Genomic DNA, 18,841 nt, shown 5'->3' with positions numbered 1-18,841 from the left:
TCAACCAAAATAACGATGATAAACTGATTTTGCTTCCTTTATTTCTTTCGTTCCATGAACAAGCGCCCGTCCATCATAGAATAATACGACCTTGAGGGAATCGTCCTCGAACCTAATCAAGTAAGGATTCCTTTCCACTTGCTTGCCCTGGTTCTCAAGTATTCTAGCTATGTCCAAGAGGTCAACAGAATGGCTTGAAGCTGGCCGGATTTGAACGGAATCCCGTCCACATAGGACGGCCGTTTTGGTTTGATTTTCATAACGAAGACTTGGGTACGTTCTATGAATGCCACATGAAGGACATTCTTCTCTTTTCAACTTCCTTACATCCAGGGACACATGCTCATTTTTCCATAAATCGAAAGAGACGACCCTTTGACTAAGAGATTCATAGTCTTCCACCAAAATCTTTAGTGCCTCTGTCGTTTGATAGGCTACTACCTGTGAGACGGCAGGACTGATGATTCCTGCTGTATCACAGGTCAATCCCCCTAGCGGAACTTCATCGAGTAAACATTGAAGACACGGTGTGACACCGGGAAGAATTGTGAATGAAATACCATAGCTCCCCACGCAGGCTCCGTAGATCCAGGGTATGGAACGTTTTTGGGATACATCATTCATGATCATCCTTGTTTCAAAGTTATCTGTGGCGTCGATGATCAGGTCCACACCCATGGCCAGGTTCAATAACTCTTCAGGCATCGCATCCAGAATATGTGCTTTGATATCAACTGTAGAATTAAGTTCCTCCAGTCTCCTTTTGGCTGCTATTGCCTTAGGAAGACGACTTTTTGCATCTTGCTCATTGTAGAGCTGCTGTCGTTGCAAATTGCTCCATTCGACGTAATCACGGTCCACTATCGTCAGCTTTCCAATGCCGGCACGAACAAAGACTTCCGCGTTCCCTGTTCCCAAAGCTCCTGCACCAATAATGAGCACATGTTTACCCCTTATTCTTTCCTGGCCCTCTGTTCCAATAGGCGAAAACAAGATCTGTCTTGAATATCTCTCCACATTCAAACACTCATCCCATCCATCGGACTGCTTGCCGATGCATAGCGCTTTCGGGGAATTCTCCCGGCTTCATACCCAAAACGGCCACCCTCAATGGCAAGTCTCATGGCATTGGCCATTTTAATTGGATCTTTCGCTTGTGACACCGCAGTGTTCAATAACACAGCAGCCGCTCCCAGTTCCATAGCATAAGCAGCATCTGCAGGTGATCCAATCCCAGCATCAACGATGACCGGTACATTTGCCTGTTCAATAATGAAGCGAAGATTTACCGGGTTCACAATTCCTTGCCCCGATCCGATTGGTGATGCACCGGGCATAATGGCATGTGCTCCCAACTCTTCCAATTTCCTTGCAAGAACCACATCATCGGATGTATAAGGAAGAACGGTGAATCCTTCTTTAATCAGTTCTGCCGTAGCCTTCAGCGTTTCCACGGGATCGGGCAATAATGTTTTATCACATCCAATCACTTCTACTTTAATCATGTCACAAAGTCCTGATGCTCTGGCCAACTTTGCATGCCGCACTGCTTCTTCAGCTGTCTTGGCACCAGCCGTGTTGGGTAATAATGAGTAGCTATCCAAGTCGAGTTTTTCTAAGAAATTGGGTTGGCTGGGCTCGAATATATTCATTCTCCTTACCGTGAACGTAAGAATCTCTGCACCAGAAACCTCAACTGCTTTCTTCTGAATATCAAAATCTGGATATTTCCCTGTTCCTAACAATAATCTGGAATGGAATGTATAGTTTCCGATTTTCAACATATCAACCGCCTCCAACAAATTGGACTAATTCAATCGTATCTCCGTTTTCAACTGCTGCCTTTTCATGTTCTTCTTTTCTTAAAATGGTGTGATTCTGTTCAACCATAATCGTTCGATTCTTCAGTTTGAAATGGTGTATAAGATCTTCTATCGTAGTGATTGTGTCAGGCACTGTCACCAGCTGTCCATTTATCTTTAATTCCACTTTCTAAAACTCCCAACATGTGAATGTAGTAATGGATTCTCTTTTCTCTCCATTAGGTCTGCCATCATGACTCCCGTTATGGGGGCAAGAAGAATGCCATTCCGATAGTGACCTGTTGCAATGGAAAGCCCTTCCCACCTTTCGCTCCTTCCGATAGTAGGAAGACCACCGTGTGTTTGAGGCCGTATTCCTGACCAGGCTTTTTCCCAATCTGCATGAACCAGGTCAGGAATGATATCTGTAGCTTTCTTCATCAACTTCATTATTCCACTGACGGAAATGGTCTCATCGAAGGTATGAGGATGTTCTGTTGCTCCTATTAGAAACTGACCACCAACCTTCGGAACAATGTAACAACCCTCAGTGAAAATAGTCCTCACCACTAATTTCCGGGAGTATTTCACCGAAAAGCATTCCCCTTTGACTGGAAAAGAGTGAAGTGTCACACCGATTCTCTCCAATAGGGATTGACTCCACGCACCACCTGCAACGATTATTTCAGATGCATAAAAGGAACCGATTGACGTTTGAACTCCCGATATCCTGCTTCCTTCAACTATAAAGTCATAAACATCTGTATACTCCTTGACATCTGCCCCTAATCTGACTGACGCGACCCCCAACGCTTCTGTCAGCTTCGGTGCCGAGACGTTTCCATCTCGCGGAATGAATAAACCACCTGTCGCTTGCTTCGAAAGATGAGGCTCGAAGGCTGATAGCTTAAGAGGGGATAACCACTCTATTCCTTCATCCTGATCTGTTTGGGAAGCAGCACTTCTTAAAGCCTGTGCCTCTTCCTCTGTCCCAGCCATTTTGATCATTCCATTTTCCACATACTCTATATCCATACCGGCTACTTCTTTCAATTCCTGTGCAAGTACCTGATACATATTGCGGCTGTTCTTAGCCAAACGATAGAGGGGGCTTCCCCCATTTAACTCCGTATGGACCCCTAGCATTCCCGCTGCTGCTTTGGAGGCTCTGGATGCCAATTGATTCTTCTCGATCAACAATATTTTCTTTCCTCTTTTGGCAAGCTGATACAGAATGGAGCAGCCGATCACACCTCCCCCTACAATCAACACATCATATTGTTTCCTCAAGTTGTATCACCTCCTTATGAATTGACTTATAATAAGCCCGAGCTGCTTCAAGAGGGTCTTCAGAAAGGAATATACCTGACAATACCGCTATACCCTTTGCACCGGTTCTCAAAATGTCTTCAACTCGTCCGGGTGATATACCCCCGATGGCAATTATGGGTAGAGGGATGTTCAAAACAATTTCTTCTAAATTGCCAATCCCTGTACCTTGCTTCCCTGGTTTCGACGTTGTTTCATAAACATTCCCGTACAGAAGGAAATCTGCCCCTTGTTCATATGCCAGAAGTGCTTCGAGCATGCTGTGCACCGATGCCCCGATTTTTAAAGATGGAAAAACCTTCTTCACTAAGTCAACAGGAGCACTATGGTGTCCAAGTTGGACTCCTCTCATGTGCTTCATAAAAGCGATGTCTGCCCGGTCATTGATGCACAGCTTTCTTAACGGAACACAAGCTCCTGTTAATTCATCAACAGTTTCAGCCAACTCCGCACCTGTCCAGCTTTTTTCACGAATATGAAGCATATCTATATAGGGGTGAATGGTTTTCGAGATTTTCACCAATTCTTCCCTTGATTGCTGACCAGTGGAAATGACATGTAAACTCCTTTTCTTTTCAATTTCTATAGCGAACATCCCCCGTCGGAAAAATTGGCAGATAAATAGAAGCAGCATAACTTACCGTCATGATGAGGATGATGCTCCAGATAAAATAACCATCATATTTCGAAAATCTTACTCTGTAGAAATAGGTCCTCTCCCCTTCACCTTTGAACCCTTTCGTTTCCATTGCTACCGCTATTCTGTGAGCCCTGCGGATACTTTGTGCCAGTAAGGGGATGGAGTAGGACAGTATACTATGGACTAGTTTCTTAATGCCCTTTCGTTCCCGGGTGCCCCTGACTTTCAGGGCATTCCGGATCGTATTGAATTCTTCCATCATGATGGGAATCAGCCTCAGACCCGCCATGAAACTGTATGCATACTTCGGCTTCAGTTTTAATTGTTGCATCAGGGAATAAAAAAGCAGGACAGGTCTTGTGGTAAGAGCAAATAATAGCCCTAAAACAGCGAATACAAACGCTCTCAATCCAATGTGGATCCCCCTGAAAAAACTTTCCTCCGTCACATGGATCACTCCCCACGTAAACCAGGTCATCTCTCCTTTCCCAAACATGATCATAGAGGAGGCTGTAGATAGAAAGACAAGCAAAAAAGGAAGAACCATCAACAGCACCAATCTCTTAGAATATCCCGAGAAAGACCATAGTAAGAAGACAGAGAGTAAAGTGAAATATAGAAGCCAATTCAGGTAATGAACAAATAGTAAAAATAATAATAGTCCGATCATCACTAGTAATTTCAGACTTGGATTTATGTGATGGAGCCAGGTAGGTCTATGAACGAACTCCATATTCACAACACGTTGTCTCCCACATTTACAGCAACATCTCGAATCAATCGTCCCTTTTCTATTGTCCACACCCTGTTGGCAAAGTGATGGATGATTCTTTCATCATGGGTGACCATCAAAATTGCAGAGCCTTTCCGTTGTAACGTTTGAAGCATTTCAATCAGGCTGAAGGTATTGTGAGCATCCTGTCCAAAGGTAGGTTCATCCAGTAACAAAATCTCCTTACTGGAGACAGTTGAAGCCGCAACACTTAATCTCCGTTTTTGACCCATGGATAGTGAATAGGGATGATGATCCTTGTATGGACTGAGCTTGAATCTTTCAAGTAACTCTTCTACCCTTTTCTCTACACGCTCTTCATCCAAATTCTCAAGCCGATAACTATAGGCAACTTCGTCAAAAACGGAATGTGTGACAAACTGTAACTCAGGATTTTGAAAAACAAACGCACACTCTTTGGGAACCTTTTTTCCTTTCACCTGTATTCCACTTAGTTCGTACGTCCCGGTGGTCAGGATGAATTTCATGAAGCTGTGAAGTAACGTAGATTTCCCCGCACCATTCCTGCCTGTAATGACGACCCATTCCCCTCTATGAATGACAGCACGCGGAAGATGTATCTTCTCTTTTCTTTGGATATAGCCCCTAAAGTTCTCGATTTTTGCGGCCACTGGTCCAAAGGAGGGAATTTCCCTTTGGGTGCGGGAAGCCAAATACTCATCCCACGCTCCCGGGTACCAAACACCTAAGGACTTTAACGTTTCTTTGTAATGGTGAAGTATCCAAGCTTTCTTTCCATCCGCCAGTATGGTTCCATCCGCATCAAACAAAATGATTCGATCTATGATTTCCAGAACATGGTCGAGCTTATGCTCTACAACCACCAGTGTCTTATGTTTACACGTTCCTTTAATGGTTTCCCACACAGATTCTGTACTCTCCTCGTCCAACAGCGAGGTCGGTTCATCCAGGAACAGAGTCCCTGGGTTCAAAGCAAGGGCAGAGGCAATCGCCAACTTCTGCTTCATTCCTCCTGATAATGTTGAGATTTTCGTATGTGGGTCATCAAGCTCCAGTCCCACTTCTGATAGCAGAAATCGTATTTCTCCTTTCATCTCTTCACGAGGGGTCCGTAAATTCTCCAGCACAAAGGCCAATTCTTCATCCACAAAGGGCATACAAAATTGAGAGTCGGGATCTTGAAATACATAGCCATATGACTCACAAATCTCAACGCTTGATACTCTCATGGGAACATCCACAGACCGGGGGATCACCCCGGATAAAACATGGAGAAGCGTTGATTTACCACATCCTGATGGTCCCAATAGCAATACTTTTTCCCCTTCATTGATTGAAAGACTGACATCATTAAACATCCGTTTCTCGGACCCTGGAAATGTAAGTCGAAGGTTTTCAACATGCAAAGCCGTCACCCCTTAATGATTCAATGCATCGTATTCTTTTTGATCAGCACGTCTTACAAGACTTGTGACTCCGGTCCTCTCGAGTGCCCTTACCAAGTAAAAAGAACCTACACCTGCGATAACGATCGAACCCAATAATCTCGCAACGATGAATAATGACAGATTCCAAAGAACCAAATCTCCCATATATCCTTTCGTGTAGTCCATAAAGATGGAACCACATGCAGAACCAACCGCCGCTAAACTTATAATCCAAAGATCATAGCGTTTATATTTCGTAATCAAGAAAATCAGCTCTGCCATCAACCCTTGTATGATGCCAAATAAAAGGACCTCCAGTCCCCATTCAGAACCCATCAGAAACTCCCCGGAAGAAGCGGCTATTTCGGCTAAAAGGGCGACTCCCGGTTTACGGATGATCAAAAATGCCACCGTGGCCGCCATGAACCACATCCCATAGATGAATTGATCCGCATGTAGTCCGATTGGCTTCAACACGTTGTACAATGGTCCCCACAGCTTATAAATCACCCCGAACATGATGGAAATGACAACCGTGACTAAAATGTCCGTTAATTTTAATTTAGACATGAAGCTCACCTTTTTTCTTTCCGGCATCGGGAGTGAGAGCATGCTGAAACGGCCATTCTTCAAGTGTGTAAGCCATCTCCCAAAACTGTAATTCATAGATGCTACTCAAGATGAAATTTTCTTTCATTCTTTCTTTATCCGATTCGGTCATGCTCTCTGCCAATTCATCAAGTCGATTGATCTGTTCTTCCACTAACTCCTTGAACCATTCCCCGCCATAGGCTGAAATCCATTCCTGATAAATCGGCTCTTCAGGCGTGCATGATTTCAAGCGTTCCCCTATCTCGTAATAAAGCCAGTGGCATGGGAGGATCGCCGCCAGGATATCGGCCAGTCCCCCATATCTAGCGGAACGATACATATGCGAGGTATAGGCATAGGCTGTAGGGGCTGGTTTAAAATTATTTCTTTCTTCTTCCGTGATTCCTAATCTCTTGGAGAAATTTTCATGAAGCGAAAGCTCTGCTTCATTTGTTCCCACAGCGTGCGTTGCCATTCGCGATGTCGTATGTAGGTCCATTGCCTTTGATGCACCGAGCGCCTGCACCTTTGAGAAGTGTGAAAGGTAATAGGCATCTTGCAGAAGATAGTACTTGAACTTCTCGATTGGGAGTGTTCCATCACCGATTCCTTTGACGAAAGGATGATAAAAGCTCTCTTCCCAAATCTCGTTGACTTCGTTCCGTAATACTTTTGAAAATGACATGATTTCCTGCTCCTTTTCCAGACGACCCGAAATGGGCAACAAAAAAGCCACTTCCCGTGATGCATACAGCATACAGAAAGTGGCTTGAGATCAGAATAATAGAATCGTATTCTTCGCGACCGTCAAACACCACTTCCCTCCGCTGGTCTCAACCAGATCAGGTTCAAAGGGTCTTAAAGTCACACTTTAATCTCAGCCTTTTTAAAGGCACCCCTAGTGGATCGTCTTATGAAATTTTGTTTTCGATGTTATCGTATCATGATTCATTGAGTTGTCAACATAAAAAAACATATCATGATTTTTTTGCAGTTTCCAATCGGGCCTCAGATTCAGTAACAGCAAAAGGTGCAGCAGTATTCATTTCAGGAAATTTTTTTATCTAAAATTCGTCTTTTCATTTCTACCATTCCAGCATAACCGAATAAACATTCGATTCTATGCAAGGTTATAAAAAGAGGGACGGACCTTCAAAAAGGTCCGTCCCTCTTTTTATTTAAACCATCCTTTTTCTTTGGATTGTGTGATGGCTTCAATTCGATTTTTCACTTCAAGCTTATCGAGTATGGTAGAGATATAGTTTCTGACAGTACCTGTTTTCAGGCTTAGTTCATCGGCGATTTCCTTTGTGTTCTTCCCGTCGGCTACGAGCTCGAGCACTTCTTTTTCACGGTCGGTGAGGGGGTTCTCTTCACTGTAGACATCATCCATCAGCTCCGGTGCGTAGATACGTTTCCCATCCATGACAAGGCGGATGGAGTTTGCGAGTTCTTCACTGGGACTGTCCTTCAACAAATAACCTTTCACTCCTCCTTTTAGGGCACGCTGGAAATAACCTGACCTTGCAAAAGTAGTCAGGATGATCACTTTACAATCTTCACCTTTCAGCTCCTCTGCAGCTTCAAGGCCCGTCTTTTTAGGCATTTCGATATCCATGATGCAGATATCCGGCTTCAGTTCATGCACGAGGGCAATGGCTTCTTCACCGTTGCCGGCTTTACCTACCACTTCCATATCATCTTCCAAACTCAAAAGAGAGCCCAGAGCCCCCAAAAGCATACGCTGATCTTCGGCAATCACAATTCGAATCATTCCATTCCCTCCCTGTCTGTCTGTTTGATTATTTTAGGCACCCTCATGATCAGGGTGGTGCCATCTTCTGAAACAATGTCCAGGCTTCCGTTGACAAATTCCAACCGTTCCCTCATCCCGATCAAGCCGCTCCCTCCTGACTGTGTGTAATCATTCCCGAGCCCCTCACCGTTATCTTTCACCACAATCGTCAGTTCTTTATCGGATTCTTCAAAGATGAGTTCACAGTAAGAGGCCTTACTATGTTTGACCACATTCGTTACAGCCTCTTTTAAGCACATGCTTAAAATATTCTCCATGAAGAGAGATGATTGAGGGAGGGAAACGTCTTCACTCATACGGAACTCGATTTCAGCTGCCTTTAAGAGCTGCTTGATCCGGACAATCTCATCCTTCAAACGGATTCCCCTCATCTGGGAAACCATCGTTCTCACTTCACTCAAAGCGGTTCTCGCTGTTTGCTGAACGTCTTTTAATTCATGTCGTGCCTGCTCAGGGTCTTTATACACCAACTTCCTCGCCAGATCACTTTTCAAACCGATCAGTGAAAGCTTCTGTCCCAGCGTATCATGCAGATCCCTCGCAATCCTCTGCCGTTCCTCCTGCTTGACTAGGTCTGAAATGCGCTTATTGGCATCTTCCAACTGGTCTTCAAGCTGTACTTGCTTATTTCGATTATAGATATTGAAAGGCAGCAGAATGACGCTGATCCAGATGATCAGGATAAACGGAAATTGTGACAGGAACAATTCATCCTGCAGAACGAAGTTGTAGTTGATGGAAGCAGTTGTCAGTACAAGATGGATGATATAAAGCGTCAAAAAAGCGACCCGATTTTTTATATTCCCATTGTAATAGGCAATGTAGAAAGCGAAATAGATGAAATTAAACTGTATGGTCATAGTGATGGAAATTGCAATCAATATCGAAGTCCATAAATACACCGGCCAATCCTTCGAAATAAAAGCAAAACGTAAAGAGATAAAAAAAGCGATGGTCAAAGAAATCCCGACCGCAATTTCAATCGTTGAAGAAGACTGAAAGATAAAGTAAAAGGGCAGGATGCTGATGATGCTCCATATGTATGGTGATATCCCAGAGCCTCTTTGAATATTGATTATTTTTTTCGGCATTTGCATGCTGAATACCTCTTTTGCTTTCAATATTTTGACTATGTCTCCTATATTATGACATAGATGAACCTGATTTTCATATGTAGTCCATGAGAAATTGTATACCTTTAACGGCTCTGTAATAAGTGGCTAGTATTTCCGATTTTGAATTCTTTTTTGCTTCTCCATGACCTCATAGGATTTGTGAATGATGTCTGTTAAGACGTCACCTTTATAGATCCTTCCAATTTTTGTATTCTGTTGATAATATTCTACGATTTCATCCAATTTCTCCGATGTTTCTCTATCAACCCTTACATTAAGTTGCATTTTTCCTTGATCTGACAAGGTTCGCCCCCCTTTTCTATCATATTGATATCATTTGCTATCATATTATTATCACTAGTATAGCAGATGCTATAGAGCATATACACAGTACAAATGTCATAATTAATCTTTGAATAACGAATAAGCCCGGGCAAATTCTGCCCAGGCTTTTCTAGCACTTTAGTTGTCTTCAATCGTGACTTCTATCGGATCAATATCCATCTCAACCTCGATAAATGAATAATCATCCTTGTTCCCGTCCCGGTACCCCCAGAACCCTTCTGTCTGATTTCCTTTTCTGAAGGTAAGCTGAAATCCTTCATCTTGAGAAAAGCTAAAGCTTTTCACTTCATCCTGCCCTTCATTATCAAGCAGGTTATAGCTTAAGTAATTTGCAAGTGTCGGGTGTGGAGTTAAAACTCCCGTATGTGGTGCCGCGTTATATTTGTAGTATTCATAGTCTTTTGTCGACATTTTCTGGTCGCTGATTAAGAATTCTTTCGATTCTATATTGTATTGATCACCTGATGTGATCCACGATAAACGGATATCTTTATACGTATGAGTTGATGGTGACAGCACTGACTGACTTAAATCCACTAGTGATACACCACCTCTTCCTTTTACTTCAACCGTATTGGATGCGTTATCCACGATCAATGCGGTGTCTTCATCGATTCCATAAGCTAACTCATTTTCTTTTCCATAGACTGCTGCCGTTGCAATCAACCGTCCCAATCGTGCTTTTTTATCAAAGTGCTGGTCAACGATGCCATATGGGAAGAATCCAAGCCCCTTCTCAAGGTATCCGGGTCCGCCTTCTTGCTGGGAGATGCCATCATAGTTTTCCGTAAACCCCTTTGATAGTGTGTCGTAGCTTCCACCGCCTGCAATCATCACATCACTCATGATGGCGGCTCCTGCACTTGTACCACCAAGGACCGCTCCATTTCTGTAAATTTCCCACATACTGCTGAGCGCCTGTGATTTCGTTCCGTCTTCATTCAATAAAGATTGTGTGATATTCGTTTGATCGCCTCCCACAAACCAGATCCCATCATACTCCAGGATGCGTTTTGCAAGATCAGTGTCATTCTTATTGTCCATCCAATCTTCTTCATTTTCTTCAGTCCCTTTAAAGTCATGATTGGATATAGGAAGGATATCGATGTTTTCCGCCAGTACACCATATGAGGCCAAATCCTCTTTAAAGGCATGTGAAGACTTTAAACTGGAACTTGCTGCCGGGACGATCCCGATTTTCCCATTTTCACCGGCACGTTTAATGAATTCGTTATAAACCTCTTCATTGCTGCTGCCTAGAGCCCCTCCGACGATCACCAAGCTTCCTACTGTTTCAGGATCAAAAGAACTCTCGGGAAAGTCGAGGGTGGATTCCTTAAAGTCTTGTTTCAGCCGATCTTTCCCACTAAGGTTGATTTTCACAGGAGATACATCCATTTTCACATGCAGGATGGAGTAGGAATCTTTTTGACCATCCTGATAACCCCAGTAGCCATTCGTTTCATCCGTTTGTTTGAATATAAGCTCAAATCCATTTCCTTTACTATCATAAAGATAGCTGGATACTTCTTCTACCGCTTCATTGTCTACCAACGAATAAGAAAGATAGTGCGGCAATGTGCCATAAGACGATAAGACCCCGGTGGCCGGAAGAGGTATAAAGTTGTAATATTCATAATCCTTTGTTTCAAGCTTATCCTCATCTATGGTGACTTCTTTCGTTTTCACCTGTAACTCATCACCGGGTGAAAGATAACTGATATCAAGATCACGAATCCCGTTTTCGGTTGTAGTTGAGCCTGAAGTATCTACAATGGTCACATTGGTTCTGCCCAATACGGAAATGGTCCTTTCCTGATTGTTCACAACCATCGCCGTATCCTCATCGATTCCATAAGCTAAATCATCAGCTTTATTGTAACGTAAGGCTGTGGCGGCTAACCTGCCAAGGCGGGAGCGTTCATTGAAATGTTGATCGACAATTCCCCATTGAAAGAATCCCAGTCCCTTCTCAATATAGACTGGTGCATATTCATCTTCAGGATTAGATACATCCTCTGTTGTAAATTCCTGACGGAGACCCCCTAAGCTGTCTCCACCCGTTATCATCACGTCACTCATGATGGCGGCTCCGGCGCTTGTCCCGCCAAGTACGGCACCTTTCCGGTAAGTACCCCATATTTCTTCCAGAGCTTTTGTCCTCTCCCCATTCTCTTTCATCAATGTATCGGTGATTTTAAGTTGGTCACCACCGACAAACCAAATACCTGTGAGTTTTTTTATCCTTTTGGTGATGTGATGATTTTCAGCGTTTCTCTTCCATTTACTTTCATCCTCTTCTGTCCCTTTGAAATCATGAGAAGAAAAAGGAAGGATTTCAATGGATTTTTCATCCACTCCATATGACATTAAATCTTCTTTGAATTGAACGGAAGATTTCATAGAACTGGAAGCGGATGGAATGATCCCTATTTTTGCTTCCTTCTTTCCTCCGGATAATTCAATGAACTTTTCATACACATCCGAGTTACTGCTCCCTAATGCCCCCCCGACAATCACCAGGTTCCCTTTAATGTTCTTTTCATTCTTTTTGGCCATAATTCCAGTAGTAGCCATACTGCCGACCACCGCCAAAACAGTCAATACAACGATTCCTCTTTTCACTTTTCTCCAATAATCAATCATCAACCATTCTCCCTTCCATTCATTCATAAAGTTAACATGCAAATTCCATGCCAACTCTGAAATCTCTGAATTATCAGTCATAAAAGCAAGAATGGGTTATAATTGGACCTTTCTGGCCACCCGGACTTTTACCCAATAAAAAAAAGCATCATCCCCAGAAAAGAAGGGGATGATGCTCTCGATTCACTTTACGCAATATGTTCCACGCAGTAGGCAAGAAGGAGTCTCTCTTCGTCTTCTTCCAATTCAAAGTCCAGGAAGGACTCCGTGTTTCTTTCAATGATTGCAGATTGTACGAGTCTTGCTCCATTCTCGTCCCGAACAAAAATGGCTTTTATGTATATACCCTCTTCTGAATACAGTTCATCATCCTCGGGTACTTCGATATCAAGAATCACTTCATAGCGATCCCCAGTTAAGATACCTGTGGGATCTTTCAGTTCTTCAGCATGGTGCTTGGTAATGTTCATTCATCTAACTTCCTTTCAATATGAAACATCTTTCTTTCATTCTCTTATTATACACCTATCCTTACTCAATTAAAAACGTATTCATTATCTGCTCTTAAAAAGGATATGGATAGGCTTCCTTCTAAAACTTCGCTATAATATGGATAGAGCCATCGTGTAAGGAGAGATAGGAAATGAACTCTAAAGAAATGCAAGAAAAAATCATCCAAAACTACCAGAAGGACGAACATATGATGATCCTTGTGTTTGCACAGTGGTGTGTGAATCATGACCTGGATCCCGCTGAACTTTATCAAAGGGCCTACCCTCAGCAAGGAGAGAATCCTGCACTGCAGGAAGGAATTGACTTAACCGTTTCCAAAGAAGAATCTGAAGAAATTCCAGACACCACATTACTCGGTGTCCTGTCCCTATTCGGGAATGATGACCTGGCCCATGTCGTGACAGAAGAAATCAATAACCTCCCCAAAAAAAGTGAATGAAAATCCAGAGAGGGACGGACCTTCACCATGGTCCGTCCCTCTTTGTTTCTTCACATGAAATCAAAATAATAACGAATGATATGAAAGAAGATGGGCGAAGTGTATGCTAAGCTGTCGACTCGATTGAGGTAGCTCTCTTTTAAGGCGGCAAATCTTTCTTGGTCACCGATGAGAAGATCCCGTTTCAATACTGAGATCGTCAAACTGCCTACAAATCCACTGACGGCGATGATCAGCCCTGAAAGGATCCCGAACTTCAAATCAAGAGGTGTTAAGAAAGGGTAGATGAAATAGGACACTCCTGTGGTAACGAGGATCGCTGCAAAAAAACCTTCCCATGTAAGGGCGGGATTAGCTGTAGGGACCACCTTTCCCTTTCCAATGTATATGGACACTACAAATTGAACGATATCACTCACTTGGGTGAGCACAACCAGGTAAAGGACAAGATTTGCACCAAATTCAGGATTTGCAACCTGATAATAAGCGAGGTGACTCAAACCAAATACCATGAGCATAAGCCCCCATTGAGTAGAGCTTACGGATCGAAGGAAGCCCAATGTTCCCTTTCCCAGCAGCCTGGGCAGAGGTAAAAGTAAAAATACGTATACAGGAATAAACACAATGAACATCCCATACCATCCAATATATATCCAGTAAAACTGAATCGGAATCGATAAATAAGCCCATAAAAAAATTCGCCGGTCGGCTTTTCGGGTTTTCATCATCGAGAAGTATTCCTTGAGGGAAAAGAAACAGAGAACCATTAAAGATAACATGGATACAACGGGATTGAACAAGGTGGCCAAACAAAAGACCACAAACATCCCCCACCACGTTTTAACCCTCAGGGAAATCCTTGAAAAGTCTCTCTCCTTCTGATTTCTCTTAATCTGCAAAAATAAGACATTCACAACGAGCAATCCTATAAAAATAATGCATAAAGTCCAAATGGCCGATTCCATATTCATCCCCCTCATCAAATGACCGTATTCAAGTGATTCATTTATTGTATAATTAAGCATATGGGAAATTCTACTACTTTAAAAGAGGGAATGAGATATGCAGGGGAAATTCTACTACTTTAAAAGAGGGAATGAGATATGCAGGGGAAATATATTTATATTTTACTGACAGATACGGGAACACTGTTTACAAAGTCCATCAAGAAATATACGAAAGCACCTTACAATCACGCGTCGATCTCGTTTGACCGTGAACTGAATGAGCTATACAGTTTTGGACGCAAACACCCCAGCAACCCGATAAATGGAGGATTCGTGAAAGAGGATATCTTTCATGGAACATACAGCAAATACCCCCAAACTACGTGCGTGATCTATCAATTGGAAGTAACCGGCCGTCATATCGAAAAGATGAAGCGAGTATTGAATGTATTTAAAAGAAGTCGAAATAAATTTCTCTATAATCTTTTGGGGGTATTCGGGGTATCGATGAATGAGCCTGTTGAATTCAGCAACTCCTACTTTTGTTCTCAGTTTGTAGCAGAAGTCCTTCAACGCTCCGGCATCAAACTATGGGATAAGCTGCCCGCCTTGATCACCCCCGAGGATTTCAGGGAGCATCCCCAACTGCACCTTTTGTATGAAGGGAAATTATTCGACTATGAGCCGGTCAAACGGAAAAAGGCAAAATAAAGTCCCCCTTCGAAATCGTTCATTCAAAAGGGGGATCTCCCATTCAGTTCTCATCAATATATTTCAGGAGATTAAAAAGGAATTCATATATAAGACCGTAAACCTCAAGCATCAGAAGTCCTTCATGAAAATCGGCATGATCATTCAAAGTGACATTCAAATCCCATAACCCATCTTCCCCATTAAACAAAAGATCATAAGAGGAATCATCTTGAAGGACCTCTTCCAGGTACCCTTCAATCTGACTACGATATTTCTTTTGGAGCTTTAATCCAAGCATGGCATCATAGGTACCGAACACGTCGTCCACTTCCACAGAAACAGCTTCCACTCCAATGACGGAAAACCATTCAGATTCAAGGTAAACGAACTCGTTTTTGTGTTCTTTCAGGTACGCGATTGGCTTATTAAGAAATTCGACAGTTTCTTGATTGATAAGTTCTTCCGTTTCTTTGTCACAACGCTCGATGTACGCACTCTGAAATCGCGAATCGCCTTTCGCGGGGGTCACGTCCTCTGCATGGAGTATTCCGTGCTTCAACGCGTACTCTCTCTCCAGCTCATACAAAGGAACGGTTCCCTTGGATTCTTTTGTTTCTTCTATGAATTGCTGCAATTTTTTCCTCAACATACTTTTCCCTCCATGAACATTTCCTTTTCTACTTCTTGTATGGACTACTCTAACTGTAAGTATACCGGACAGTGATCGCTGCCCAGGACAGGAGAATGAATTTCCGCACTTTTTATTGCTGGGGATAAACGACTGGAGACAATAAAGTAGTCGATCCTCCAGCCAATATTCCGTTCACGCACCTTATTCATATAAGACCACCAGCTGAATGCATCGTCCTTTTCAGGATGTAAAAATCGAAAGCTGTCGACAAACCCCTCTTGGAGTAGCAGCGTCATTTTCTCCCGCTCTTCATCCGTAAAACCTGAATTTCCCCTGTTTGATTTATCATTTTTCAGATCAATCTCAGTATGGGCCACGTTTAAGTCCCCACAAAGAATAACCGGTTTATGGAGATTCAATTCAACGAGATACACTCTTAATGTATCCTCCCACTCCAGGCGTTCTTCAATCCTTGAAAGATCCCTTTTTGAATTCGGAGTATAGACATTCACCAAATAAAACGAATCAAATTCGCATGTAATGATTCTCCCCTCTGACTCGACCTGTCCTTCTTTGAATCCATAAAAGACAGCCAAAGGTTTCTTTTTAGTGAAGACCGCGGTACCTGAATATCCCTTTCGCTGGGCGTAGTTCCAATATTGGTGGTATCCATCCAGATCCAGTGTGATCTGGCCTTCTTGAAGCTTTGTCTCTTGAAGACAAAAAATATCTGCACCCACTTCATAAAAGTAATCTAAAAAACCTTTTTTCACACATGCCCTAATTCCATTTACGTTCCATGATACCAGCTTCATAGTAATCTACTTAACTCCTTTTCGTACATCATTTCTCCTTATTATCCTACCATAAAATAAAAGTCTATCAATCATTATACTAATATAACAATAAAAACCCCTTTTGTTATATTAGTATAACTACTACCATGGACCAACATTTTTTCACAATAAAAACCATGCCTAGGCATGGTTTTACCAGTTATTCATTTTAATAGAGAGACGGTTTTTTCGGTTTTTCTCCCTATACTACTTTTTTATGAACTCAGTTATCTCCTGAAAGATTTCTTCTCTTATCGCATTTACCTTTGAAAAGTCCATCGCTTTTATATAAATGGCTTCAAGCTGTTCGCGGAGGGATTTGGCTTCTTTCAGATAGGAGAGGGCCTCTTTCATTTTATCCTTATAGGCTTTGGTCGTGCGTTCTATCTCCGCAGCGTATTTTTCATCTGTCCCTGAAGTGATGCATCTTTCATACATATCGATGATTTCATCAGATTGCCGCTCAGGAAAATATTCATGTGGTGAAGTGCTGTCGAAAATGGCGATTCCTTTTTCTCTGATAATCAACATATCCAGACTATTGGGATCAAATCCACAATGATAAACCTCTACATCATAGCCCTTCTCTTCTCCGGCAGAAGCAATTTTCTTTAACATCGTTGATTTTCCGGATCCCGCACGGCCTTTTATAAAGTAGCGCTTATCTACATCACCTGTTAAATTCTGAATGTAATCAACTGCCCCATCAGGAGTCGCCGCACCCAAGAAACGATGTTTGATTGTGGAGGATTTAGTGAGGCACTTATCTTCAAATAAGTGTGAAATTAACTCATTAGTCAATTCATTCGCTTTGGTGAAGTCCATATTGGAAATGTAGATTTCTTCTATGTCGTCGTGGGCCCGGAGAGATGATGCAAAGGTTTCGTAAGCCTTCTGAAAGAATGAGGAAATTTGATCGTTTAAGCGAAGAATGTCTTCCTTATGACCGGACAGCTCTTCGCGATCCCATGCCACTCCCAGGTTCACATATTCTTCAATGACACCGGGTGCTTTAGGTTCAATAATATGAGGAGCCGTCCCGTCCACAATCCCCACACCGAACTCAGGGAGGATTACACCGTCGATGGATTGATTATCGGAAGCACAATGCAGATAGTCCACCTCTATCCCTTTCTCATGGAAGCGTTCCCCAATTGTCTTCATCAGGGAGGATTTCCCAGTCCCTGGACCGCCTTTTAGTATATATAGCCTTTGCAGACCCTCCAACACTGAATCATATAGACTGTAAAAACCTTTGGCCGTGTTGCCTCCAGCATAATAATGTCGAATCTTTCCTTTCACGGAATCACCCTTTCACATCGTTTAATTAAACATATGTCTCGGGACGCGAGTAGGTGAATACCCAAAATAAATCGGTCAACTCTTGAACATTTAAAAAAGCACTTCCACGAATGGAAATGCTTCTTTATAATCTCCGGGATCAATCATCTCCGTTCAGGAAATCCCCGATTCCACCAAGTATGCTTCCCTCACCCGTCGAACGGCCGCCACCAGGAGCATTCGCATAGATTCTTTCCGCCAGACGACTGAACGGAAGAGATTGAATCCATACCGTGCCTGGACCACGGACGGTAGCAAAAAACAATCCTTCCCCACCAAAGAAGGCGGATTTGATTTTGCCAACATATTCGATGTTGTAATCCACTTCCTTTGTCATGGCTACCAAACACCCGGTGTCCACTCGTAACACTTCCCCAGGTTGAAGCTCTCTTCTATAGATGGTTCCACCTGCATGGAGAAAAGCTAATCCGTCACCTTCAAGCTTCTGCATGATGAAGCCTTCCCCGCCAAAGAAGCCCGTCCCTAATTTTTTTTGAAAATCGATTCCAACGGATACTCCCTTTGCTGCACATAGAAAAGCATCCTTTTGGCAGATGACTTTGCCTCCTAATTCACTTAAGTCAACAGGGATGATCTTACCTGGATATGGTGCCGCAAAAGATACATGCTTCTTGCCTGTGCCTTCGTTCGTGAATACGGTCATGAATAAGCTTTCACCCGTCAAAATACGCTTTCCGGCACCCACAAGCTTACCAAGAAGTCCACCAGTACGGCCACCTTGAGAACCGTCTCCAAAGATTGTTTCCATCCCGATTCCATCTTCCATCATCATCATGCCGCCAGCTTCTGCTACAGCACTTTCTCCGGGATCTAATTCTATTTCCACAAACTGCATATCATCTCCGTGCAATTTGTATTCGATTTCATGTGAATTCATTCCTTGATCCTCCTCTATTTACATGCATATGTAACTATTCTTCAAGGGGCTCAAGATACCCTTCTGAACATCCATTTT

Annotated in this window: 21 protein-coding genes and 1 riboswitch; of the genes, 2 read left to right on the top strand and 19 right to left on the bottom strand. The window is 42.8% G+C overall.

Going from position 1 to position 18,841, the window contains the following annotated elements:
• The 14 genes from JI667_RS13520 to JI667_RS13455 form a co-directional block, all read right to left on the bottom strand.
• Positions 1–1,017: a thiazole biosynthesis adenylyltransferase ThiF gene (locus tag JI667_RS13520; RefSeq protein ID WP_414635242.1), complete on the bottom strand. Its 1,017-nt coding sequence runs from the start codon at positions 1,015–1,017 to the stop codon at positions 1–3.
• 2 nt (positions 1,018–1,019) lie between these two features.
• Positions 1,020–1,784 carry a thiazole synthase gene (locus JI667_RS13515; protein ID WP_206855172.1) on the bottom strand — a complete coding sequence of 255 codons (765 nt, stop codon included), beginning with the start codon at positions 1,782–1,784 and terminating at the stop codon, positions 1,020–1,022.
• Position 1,785: 1 nt separating this feature from the next.
• Positions 1,786–1,989, bottom strand: coding sequence for a sulfur carrier protein ThiS (gene thiS / locus JI667_RS13510; protein ID WP_206855171.1), 204 nt, complete (start codon positions 1,987–1,989; stop codon positions 1,786–1,788).
• On the bottom strand, positions 1,980–3,092 hold the full coding sequence (gene thiO, locus JI667_RS13505) for a glycine oxidase ThiO (RefSeq protein WP_206855166.1): 1,113 nt from the start codon (positions 3,090–3,092) through the stop codon (positions 1,980–1,982). The genes thiS and thiO overlap by 10 nt, the downstream gene beginning before the upstream one ends.
• The gene (locus JI667_RS13500) at positions 3,076–3,726 is read right to left on the bottom strand and encodes a thiamine phosphate synthase (protein ID WP_206855163.1); all 651 of its coding nucleotides are present in this window, start codon (positions 3,724–3,726) and stop codon (positions 3,076–3,078) included. Before JI667_RS13500 ends, thiO begins: the two co-directional genes overlap by 17 nt.
• The gene (locus JI667_RS13495) at positions 3,707–4,510 is read right to left on the bottom strand and encodes an energy-coupling factor transporter transmembrane component T family protein (RefSeq protein ID WP_414635239.1); all 804 of its coding nucleotides are present in this window, start codon (positions 4,508–4,510) and stop codon (positions 3,707–3,709) included. Before JI667_RS13495 ends, JI667_RS13500 begins: the two co-directional genes overlap by 20 nt.
• Positions 4,507–5,883, bottom strand: coding sequence for an ABC transporter ATP-binding protein (locus tag JI667_RS13490; protein WP_206855583.1), 1,377 nt, complete (start codon positions 5,881–5,883; stop codon positions 4,507–4,509). Before JI667_RS13490 ends, JI667_RS13495 begins: the two co-directional genes overlap by 4 nt.
• Positions 5,884–5,943: 60 nt before the next feature.
• Entirely contained in the window at positions 5,944–6,522 is a 579-nt protein-coding gene (locus JI667_RS13485) for an ECF transporter S component (RefSeq protein ID WP_206855149.1), read from the bottom strand.
• Positions 6,515–7,228, bottom strand: a complete 714-nt coding sequence (gene tenA, locus JI667_RS13480) for a thiaminase II (protein ID WP_206855146.1) — start codon at positions 7,226–7,228, stop codon at positions 6,515–6,517. The genes JI667_RS13485 and tenA overlap by 8 nt, the downstream gene beginning before the upstream one ends.
• 117 nt (positions 7,229–7,345) lie before the next feature.
• A riboswitch (TPP riboswitch) is annotated at positions 7,346–7,453 on the bottom strand.
• 264 nt (positions 7,454–7,717) lie between these two features.
• Positions 7,718–8,317 carry a response regulator gene (locus JI667_RS13475; RefSeq protein ID WP_206855128.1) on the bottom strand — a complete coding sequence of 200 codons (600 nt, stop codon included), beginning with the start codon at positions 8,315–8,317 and terminating at the stop codon, positions 7,718–7,720.
• Positions 8,314–9,450, bottom strand: coding sequence for a sensor histidine kinase (locus tag JI667_RS13470; RefSeq protein WP_206855582.1), 1,137 nt, complete (start codon positions 9,448–9,450; stop codon positions 8,314–8,316). Before JI667_RS13470 ends, JI667_RS13475 begins: the two co-directional genes overlap by 4 nt.
• A gap of 129 nt (positions 9,451–9,579) precedes the next feature.
• A complete protein-coding gene (locus JI667_RS13465; RefSeq protein WP_098354524.1) occupies positions 9,580–9,777 on the bottom strand; it encodes a hypothetical protein in 198 nt (65 codons plus the stop codon).
• Between the two features lie 159 nt (positions 9,778–9,936).
• A complete protein-coding gene (locus JI667_RS13460) occupies positions 9,937–12,465 on the bottom strand; it encodes a cyanophycinase (protein WP_206855125.1) in 2,529 nt (842 codons plus the stop codon).
• Positions 12,466–12,653: 188 nt separating this feature from the next.
• The gene (locus JI667_RS13455; RefSeq protein ID WP_206855123.1) at positions 12,654–12,935 is read right to left on the bottom strand and encodes a DUF6509 family protein; all 282 of its coding nucleotides are present in this window, start codon (positions 12,933–12,935) and stop codon (positions 12,654–12,656) included.
• 173 nt (positions 12,936–13,108) lie between these two features.
• On the opposite strand from JI667_RS13455, the gene JI667_RS13450 reads away from it, so the two are divergent.
• On the top strand, positions 13,109–13,417 hold the full coding sequence (locus tag JI667_RS13450; RefSeq protein WP_206855120.1) for a hypothetical protein: 309 nt from the start codon (positions 13,109–13,111) through the stop codon (positions 13,415–13,417).
• A gap of 50 nt (positions 13,418–13,467) precedes the next feature.
• On the opposite strand, the gene JI667_RS13445 is transcribed toward JI667_RS13450, so the two are convergent.
• Positions 13,468–14,382: a phosphatidate cytidylyltransferase gene (locus tag JI667_RS13445; RefSeq protein WP_206855117.1), complete on the bottom strand. Its 915-nt coding sequence runs from the start codon at positions 14,380–14,382 to the stop codon at positions 13,468–13,470.
• A gap of 138 nt (positions 14,383–14,520) precedes the next feature.
• Between JI667_RS13445 and JI667_RS13440 the strand changes: the two genes are divergently transcribed.
• Complete coding sequence (locus JI667_RS13440; RefSeq protein WP_206855114.1) at positions 14,521–15,075, top strand: hypothetical protein; 555 nt, start codon at positions 14,521–14,523, stop codon at positions 15,073–15,075.
• Between the two features lie 43 nt (positions 15,076–15,118).
• On the opposite strand, the gene JI667_RS13435 is transcribed toward JI667_RS13440, so the two are convergent.
• The 4 genes from JI667_RS13435 to JI667_RS13420 all read right to left on the bottom strand — a co-directional run bounded on the left by JI667_RS13435 (position 15,119) and on the right by JI667_RS13420 (position 18,763).
• On the bottom strand, positions 15,119–15,706 hold the full coding sequence (locus tag JI667_RS13435; RefSeq protein ID WP_206855109.1) for a branched-chain amino acid aminotransferase: 588 nt from the start codon (positions 15,704–15,706) through the stop codon (positions 15,119–15,121).
• Between the two features lie 44 nt (positions 15,707–15,750).
• Positions 15,751–16,503, bottom strand: coding sequence for an exodeoxyribonuclease III (locus JI667_RS13430; protein WP_206855106.1), 753 nt, complete (start codon positions 16,501–16,503; stop codon positions 15,751–15,753).
• A 228-nt stretch (positions 16,504–16,731) separates the two neighbouring features.
• The gene (locus JI667_RS13425; protein ID WP_206855103.1) at positions 16,732–17,826 is read right to left on the bottom strand and encodes a PRK06851 family protein; all 1,095 of its coding nucleotides are present in this window, start codon (positions 17,824–17,826) and stop codon (positions 16,732–16,734) included.
• A 139-nt stretch (positions 17,827–17,965) separates the two neighbouring features.
• Entirely contained in the window at positions 17,966–18,763 is a 798-nt protein-coding gene (locus JI667_RS13420) for a TIGR00266 family protein (protein ID WP_206855100.1), read from the bottom strand.
• Positions 18,764–18,841 lie beyond the last annotated feature (78 nt).

The sequence above is a fragment of the Bacillus sp. NTK074B genome, from assembly GCF_017303375.1.
Lineage (GTDB): Bacteria > Bacillota > Bacilli > Bacillales > Bacillaceae_B > Rossellomorea.
This window is presented reverse-complemented; position numbering and strand designations above follow the sequence as displayed.

Excerpts from the sequence above, each read along its gene's own strand:
- JI667_RS13515 (WP_206855172.1), bottom strand. The coding sequence starts at position 1,784 with ATGTTGAAAATCGGAAACTATACATTCCATTCCAGATTATTGTTAGGA.
- JI667_RS13445 (WP_206855117.1), bottom strand. The coding sequence starts at position 14,382 with ATGGAATCGGCCATTTGGACTTTATGCATTATTTTTATAGGATTGCTC.
- JI667_RS13470 (WP_206855582.1), bottom strand. The coding sequence starts at position 9,450 with ATGCCGAAAAAAATAATCAATATTCAAAGAGGCTCTGGGATATCACCA.
- tenA (WP_206855146.1), bottom strand. The coding sequence starts at position 7,228 with ATGTCATTTTCAAAAGTATTACGGAACGAAGTCAACGAGATTTGGGAA.
- JI667_RS13460 (WP_206855125.1), bottom strand. The coding sequence starts at position 12,465 with ATGATTGATTATTGGAGAAAAGTGAAAAGAGGAATCGTTGTATTGACT.
- JI667_RS13455 (WP_206855123.1), bottom strand. The coding sequence starts at position 12,935 with ATGAACATTACCAAGCACCATGCTGAAGAACTGAAAGATCCCACAGGT.
- JI667_RS13420 (WP_206855100.1), bottom strand. The coding sequence starts at position 18,763 with ATGAATTCACATGAAATCGAATACAAATTGCACGGAGATGATATGCAG.
- JI667_RS13475 (WP_206855128.1), bottom strand. The coding sequence starts at position 8,317 with ATGATTCGAATTGTGATTGCCGAAGATCAGCGTATGCTTTTGGGGGCT.
- JI667_RS13485 (WP_206855149.1), bottom strand. The coding sequence starts at position 6,522 with ATGTCTAAATTAAAATTAACGGACATTTTAGTCACGGTTGTCATTTCC.
- JI667_RS13450 (WP_206855120.1), top strand. The coding sequence starts at position 13,109 with ATGAACTCTAAAGAAATGCAAGAAAAAATCATCCAAAACTACCAGAAG.
- JI667_RS13435 (WP_206855109.1), bottom strand. The coding sequence starts at position 15,706 with ATGTTGAGGAAAAAATTGCAGCAATTCATAGAAGAAACAAAAGAATCC.
- JI667_RS13440 (WP_206855114.1), top strand. The coding sequence starts at position 14,521 with ATGCAGGGGAAATATATTTATATTTTACTGACAGATACGGGAACACTG.
- JI667_RS13500 (WP_206855163.1), bottom strand. The coding sequence starts at position 3,726 with ATGTTCGCTATAGAAATTGAAAAGAAAAGGAGTTTACATGTCATTTCC.
- JI667_RS13430 (WP_206855106.1), bottom strand. The coding sequence starts at position 16,503 with ATGAAGCTGGTATCATGGAACGTAAATGGAATTAGGGCATGTGTGAAA.
- JI667_RS13490 (WP_206855583.1), bottom strand. The coding sequence starts at position 5,883 with ATGTTTAATGATGTCAGTCTTTCAATCAATGAAGGGGAAAAAGTATTG.